Origin of the sequence: Arthrobacter sp. H-02-3 (genome assembly GCF_003097355.1) — a bacterium.
GTDB lineage: Bacteria > Actinomycetota > Actinomycetes > Actinomycetales > Micrococcaceae > Arthrobacter > Arthrobacter humicola.
In genome coordinates this window covers 85,853-92,259 of sequence record NZ_PYUI01000019.1, presented here as the reverse complement: position 1 = coordinate 92,259, position 6,407 = coordinate 85,853, and the positions used below count along the sequence as shown (strand labels likewise).

Below are 6,407 nucleotides of genomic sequence, written 5' to 3'. Positions count from 1 at the left end.
GGGGTCGTCGGTGTTTGCGGCGGGGAATGGGTGCCCGGCCGTGAAGTGGTGCCAGTCGGGGAAGGGGTCCGGGGGCAGTTCCGGCTCGGGATCCGCGGGCACGCCTCGCTCCGGCCATGGGTCTGTGTCTCTAGCCGTGATCGGGAGGTGGTCCGGCCAGCGGGGCGGTTCCCAGTCCTGATGCTCACTCGGATAATAGCGTTTTGCCGGCGAAAGCCAGCCCGGCGGGCTCGTTGTGGTGGCCCCGCTCGGTGTCCAGGCGGAGGAGTGTTTGAGGCGGTGATGTTTCGGGCAGGGCTGGCCCAGGTTGGAGATACCGGTGGTGCCTCCGTCGGCCCAGGCCAGGAGGTGGTCCGCCTCGTTGTCCAGGGAATGGTTGTTACAGCCGGGAAACGGGCATCTGCCGTCGCGGAGCCGGAGCCAGTGCCGCTGCGCCGCCGTCAGGCGGTAGCTGCTCCGCCAGATCTCCAGCGGCGCCCCGTCCCGGGGATCGGTCAGGACCCGGTAGAAGGAACCCGCGCCGCCGGCGACGAGGCGGCGGGCCATCGACGGCGGGATCGGACCGTACCCGTCCAGGACGGCCGGTTCGTCCGTGAGGCCCAGCAGCGACAGCACCGGCACGGTGACCAGGACCTGCGCCCGCGGCACCGGAACACCCCCAACCACACACCCGCCCGTCCCGCCGCCGGCAAGTCCGCTGGTGCCGTTGGAGCCCCCGCTGGCAAGTCCGTTGGTCGCGCCGCCCGCCGTTCCGCCGTTGGTGCCCCCGCCGGCACGTCCGCCGTTGCTGCCGCCGCCGGCAAGTCCGCCGTCGGCGGCTGTTGCGGCTGTGGTCCCGGTGGTGGGGCCGGTGGCGTTGGTGAGGAGCCAGGTCGCGGTGATGTCGGCGCGGAGCTGGGCCAGGGTGCGGGTCTCGGCCGGGCCCTGCAGGGCCCGGGCGGCGGCGGTGGTCCGTTCCCAGATCCCGGCCGCGGTCTCGGCCGGGAGCCGGGCCGAAAGCCAGGCCATGCCGTCCCGGTCCGGGACGAACTCGACCCGCCGGTCCGCGACGCTCACGGTGTGGCGTGCCTCGATGCTCTCCGGATGGTGGCGTTCGCGCCAACCACGGGCCTTGGCCCGGAACCGGGACGGCACGAGCTCCCCGGCCGCACAGCCCCGGGCCGCCCCGGGCGCGGCCGGGTCCAGGAAATGCCCCTCCAGCGAGGCCGCCCCGGCACCGTTCAAGGAAGCGGTTTCGTCGACAAGGATCCGGGCGTGCTGCCAGGAAATCGTCCCGGCCCGCAACGCCGCCCAGGTCAGCGGCAGCCCGGTCGTCAACGCCCGGGCCTCGGACAACAACGCCCCGGCGGTGCGTTCGCTCACGGTCAGGACACACGCGACCTCGGCGACCAGGGCCATCTCCTGGACGGCACGGTCCCGCACGGATCCCGCCGGCGGGGCCAGGAACCTCGCCGCCCGCGCGTAGTCGGCGGCCAACTGAACCTTCAGCGCCGCCGTCCGGGCCTCCAACCGGGCCACCTCAGCCAACCCGTCCAACAACCCATCCGCCAAATCCCGCAACGGATCAGCGTCCCGGAGGGCACCGGCATCCCGCTGGGCATCGGCGGCGGCCGGATCAGAGCGGTCCGGGCCGCCGGCGCCGGACCCGAGCAAAGCAGCCAGCACAGCCACAGACGCCGCCACGGCGTCCACCGCCGCCCCGCTGTCCCCGCTCCAAGCCACCCTGCTTTGCATACCCCAAGTCTATGAAGGGGCACTGACAATCTTGATGCTGCCCCGACGGGACGCCGGCAATGACGCCCGGTCCGCCGTGACATCTCTTTGACCGGTGCCGTGGTCGCCGTGGTGCCTGCAACCGGGTCTGCTGCAGGCCTGTTCGTGCAAGCGTGGAACTCGCCCTTCCCGTCCAGCAGGGCTCAAGCCTGGGCAGCGGGCTGGGGTGCGTGCTGATTGCATCTGCAATAACTGCACGGCTCCTTCGCTACACCGGAACCTTGCGGACGGAGCCTGACGACCAGCCATGGGTCCGGCAGACCGCCGCCCACCGCTGCTCACGGACACGTCCACAGGCACGCCCTCAGACGCGCCGGGGAACCGGGCCGGAGGCCTTCAGTGCACGGGAGATCCCGTGCGCTGCGGTCAGGAGCGCCGGGACGGTGAGGGGCACGGCGGCTTCCTGCCGCGGAACGATGGCATTGAGCGCGGCGGCGACGGTGTTGCCCGGGCCGAAGACGGGCACGGCGATGCCCGTCCACTCCGTTACGCCGATGCCCGGCAGGGCAACGTAGCCGCGCTGCCTAATGTCGGCCAGGTGTTTCCGGATGAGTGCCGGGTCAGTAATGGTCTCCGCGGTCACCGCCGGCAGCGGGCGCGAAAGCACGTCGTCCTGGACGGCAGCCGGCGCGAAGGCCAGCAGCACCAGGCCGGACGAGGCGGCATGAATAGGCATCCTCTGCGCGATATGGGCGGCGTCCAAGCTGGATTGGGGCGAGGACAGCCGCTCCACGTAGAGCACGGTTCCGTGGTCCAGCACCGCCAGCGTGGTGTGCTGGTGCACGGCCGCGTGGACATCCTCCATGAAAGGCAATGCCAGCTCACGAAGATTCAGCGCACGCGATCCCCGTGCTGCCAGCTCCCACATCCGCATCCCCGAACGCAAGTTCCCGTCCGCCAGCCGCTCGATCAGGCCGTGCAGCACTAGATCGTCCACGAGCCGGTGGGTGGTGGTCAGGGGCAGGTCTGCGCGGCGGGCTAGGCCGGAGAGCGTCATGGTAGGGAGGTCGCGGTCGAACGCGCTCATGAGCCGCACAACGCGGCTGATGACCGATTCACCGGTGGGTGAGTTTGCCACGGACGCCTCCGGCCCTGCGCCTTAGCCGGCTTCCACGGTGGCCGCGCGCTCCACACCCCGGACCGCGGAGAGCTTCGCGATGTCGCGGCCCGCCCGGTAGCCAAACACGAGGGCCGGCCCAATGTGCGAGCCGTAGCCCGGGTAGCCGCCGCCGAAGACGCTGACCGCTGCCGCACCGACGGCGATCAGGCCGGGAATGGCAGTCCCCTCTTCAGTGACCACCTCGGAGCGTTCGTTGACGCCGATCCCGGCGAAGGTGCCGAGGTCGCCCATCTGAATCTTGGCGGCATAGTACGGGCCGTTGCCCACCGGGGCCAGGTTCGGGTTCGGCTTGTGCTGCATGTCCCCGCGGAAGTGGTTGTAGAGCGTGGAACCCCGGCCAAAGGACGGATCCTCGCCGCGCTCCGCCGCCGGGTTGAAGTCAGCCACCGTCGCCTTCAGACCCGCGGCGTCGATGCCGAGCTTGCCGGCCAGTTCCTCCAAGGTGGCGCCCTTGACCAGGTACCCGGTCTTGTAGAAGTACCCGCGCGGCATCGGCCAGGGCTTGGCGTAGCCGATGCCGTATTTGTGCATCGTCTTCGCATCCCCGATCACGTACCCGAACGTCTTGTCCCGGCCCTTATTGTGCTCGATCATGGTGCCGCCGAAGTCGTGGTAACTCAGGGCTTCGTTCCCGAACCGCTTGCCGTGGCGGTCGACGGCGATCAGCCCCGGCAGTCCGATGGCGCGCAGGTGCGGGAAGAGGCGCTGCTTGCCGTTGAGGTATTTGAATACCGTGACCGGCGCCCAGGACCCGACGCTGAATACCGAATTGTCGATGTGGCCGCCTGCGCTGATCGCCAGGGTGGCGGCGTCACCGCCGTGGCCCACGGTCGGGGTGAAGTGGTCCTCGCCGTCGGCGTCGTGCGGGAAGTACTGCTGCCGCAGTTCCTTGTTGCCGGAGAAGCCGCCGGCGGCGAGGATGACGCCGAGCCGCGCCGTCACTGTGGCGGCATGCTCACCGCCGATGAACGCCCCGGTGATGGTTCCGTCGTCGTCGCGGGTCAGGGAGAGGGCCGGCGAAGACTTCCACAGGCGCACGCCCAGGTCATCGGCGCTCTTGACCATGCGGGTCATCAGTGCGTTGCCGTTGGAGCGCAGGACGGGTCGCTTGTAGCGGGCGGCGTCGGCCCAGGTGCGCAGCAGCTTCTTAGCCACATACACGAACGAACTGACCGACTGGTTCACGTGGAAGAACTCGTTGATATCCGGGCCGACCTGCGGCATGTAGCCGAACACGGTGTAGGAACTCATGTACGGCTGCATGAGGAGTCGCTTGTCCCCCAGCACGCGCGCGTCAACATCCTGCGGCAGAATGGCCCGGCCCGAGAGCTTTGCGCCCGGCAGGTCCATCTTGTAGTCCGGCGACTTCTCCGGGTAGGTGAACTTCACCTCGGTCTCGTTCTCGAAGAAGGAGATGGCTTCCGGCACGGTGTCCAGGAAGTCACGGACGCCAGCCTCGTTGAACGTCTCCGGGGCCAGGTTCCTCAGGTAGGTCTCGGCTTCCTCCCGGGTGTCCCCCTGCTCCACGCCCTGCTTGTTGCCGGGGACCCACGCCCAACCGGCGGAGATCGCCGTCGTGCCGCCGAAGTACTGTTCCTTCTCGGCCACGATCACGTTCAGTCCTTGCGAGGCGGCTTTCAACGCTGCGGCCATTCCGGCCACACCGGAGCCAATGACGAGGACATCACAGAGGACGGGTTTGCTCATGGTTTTGCTCCGTTCAGTCGGCCGCACGCTTCGCTGCGGCAGCCGGGTTGGAATGCTAGACCCCCAGTAGAGCCGGTGACGCGGATCACCGCGAGGACGATTACCATTGAGCGGGAATCCTGAGGAGGGTCAATGGCGAATTCCGCATCGGGCGAGTCGATCATCGGACGCTTTGTGAAGATCGTAAGCGCGTTCGACGACGGCCACACCTCCATGAGCGTCGCGGAACTGGGGCGCCGGACCGGGCTTCCGGTGACGACGACCTACCGGCTGGTCAACGATCTGCTGCTCGAACGGCTCCTCGAACGCGAGCCCGGCGGTGACATCCACATCGGCACCCGGATGTGGGAGCTCGTCTCCCGCGGATCCAAGATGCTGGGGCTGCGGGAGGCCGCCCTGCCGTTCATGGAGGACGTCCAGGCAGTGGTGCAGCACTCCACCACCCTGGGAATCCTTGATTCGGATGAGGTTCTGTACATCGAGCGGCTGGGCTCCGACAAGGCAATCGTGGACATCACCAAGATCGCCGGCCGCCTCCCCGTCCACGCGACGTCGTCCGGGCTGGTCCTCCTCGCCTACTCCCCCGCCGCCTACCAGGACACCATCCTGGCCCGCCCGCTGACAAAGTACACCGAAACCACCCTGACCGATCCCGCCCTGCTGCGCCGCCACCTGGCCGAGATCAGGCAGCGCGGCTTCGCGGCCATGCCCGGCGTGATCGTGCCCGAGTCCAGCGGCATCGCCGTCCCCGTCTTCGGCCCCGAGAACACCATCCGCGCCGCCCTCAGCGTGGTGGTGCCGCGCAACGAGGAGAACGCGGCCGCCCGCGTCCCCGTCCTGATGGCTGCCGCACGGGGCATCTCACGGGCCCTGGGCTGGCGCGGCGAACTCAAGGGCACCCTCCGCCAAAGTCACTGAACCACAGTTTTCCGGTCAGACTTTTGCCGTTCATCGGCAATCGTGTGGCTGCCGTCACAACTCCCCTGCCACTCTGGCTTAGACGCAGCGAAGATGCTGCAGGAGTACGAGGAGCAGCACATGAACCCCACACAGAGCCGCGTGGCCGGGAAGACCGCCGTCGTCACCGGTGGCCGCGGAGATTTGGGTAGCGCCACCGCCGCCCTGCTCGCCGAGCACGGCGCGAAGGTCGCCAGCCTGGACGTTGCGGGCATTCCGTCCGCCGCCACCCACGAAAACATCAGCCAGTACGACGTCGACGTCACCAGCGAGGACAGCGTCGCTGACGCGATCCGCCGGGTGACGGACGAACTCGGCGCCCCGGACATCCTGGTCAACGCGGCCGGCATCATCGGCCCGGCCGGGGCCTCGCACACCGCATCACTGACGGACTTCGACACGATCTTCAACGTCAACGTCAAGGGCGTCTGGCTGATGACCAAGCACGTGGTCCCCGGCATGATCGAGAAGGGCGCCGGCAGCATCATCAACTTCTCGTCCATCCACGGCATCACGGGCGGCCGGAACGTGCCGCTCTACCACGCCACCAAGGGCGCCGTCCGGCTGCTGAGCAAATCCGACGCTGCGGCCTACGGAAGCCACGGCATCCGGGTCAATTCCATCCACCCCGGGTCCATGAACACCCGCATGAGCCGCCGCTCCGCCGAGCAGTCCGACATCGGCCCGGAGGCGTATTACAAGCAGCTCGTCGGCTCAAACCCACTCCCGCGGCAAGGCGAACCCGACGAGATCGCCTACGGCGTGCTCTACCTGGCCTCGGACGAATCGCGGTTCACCACCGGTTCCGAGCTCGTGATCGACGGCGGCTACACCGCCGTCTGACGGCCGC

The 6,407-nt window shown here is 68.7% G+C and carries 5 protein-coding genes; 2 read left to right on the top strand and 3 right to left on the bottom strand.

Translation table 11 applies throughout. From position 1 onward, the window contains the following. From C9424_RS16630 to C9424_RS16620, 3 genes are all read right to left on the bottom strand, one after another. Nucleotides 1-1,734, bottom strand: a 1,734-nt coding sequence (locus C9424_RS16630; protein ID WP_133247527.1) for an HNH endonuclease signature motif containing protein, incomplete at its 3' end; no start/stop codon positions are given. 343 nt (nt 1,735-2,077) lie between these two features. Then, a complete protein-coding gene (locus C9424_RS16625) occupies nt 2,078-2,851 on the bottom strand; it encodes an IclR family transcriptional regulator (protein ID WP_116767999.1) in 774 nt (257 codons plus the stop codon). A gap of 21 nt (nt 2,852-2,872) precedes the next feature. Further along, on the bottom strand, nt 2,873-4,600 hold the full coding sequence (locus C9424_RS16620) for an FAD-dependent oxidoreductase (RefSeq protein ID WP_116767998.1): 1,728 nt from the start codon (nt 4,598-4,600) through the stop codon (nt 2,873-2,875). A 132-nt stretch (nt 4,601-4,732) separates the two neighbouring features. Between C9424_RS16620 and C9424_RS16615 the strand changes: the two genes are divergently transcribed. Next, a complete protein-coding gene (locus C9424_RS16615) occupies nt 4,733-5,518 on the top strand; it encodes an IclR family transcriptional regulator (RefSeq protein ID WP_116767997.1) in 786 nt (261 codons plus the stop codon). Between the two features lie 120 nt (nt 5,519-5,638). Beyond that, nucleotides 5,639-6,400 carry an SDR family NAD(P)-dependent oxidoreductase gene (locus tag C9424_RS16610; RefSeq protein ID WP_091252424.1) on the top strand — a complete coding sequence of 254 codons (762 nt, stop codon included), beginning with the start codon at nt 5,639-5,641 and terminating at the stop codon, nt 6,398-6,400. The last annotated feature ends 7 nt before the right edge of the window (nt 6,401-6,407 follow it).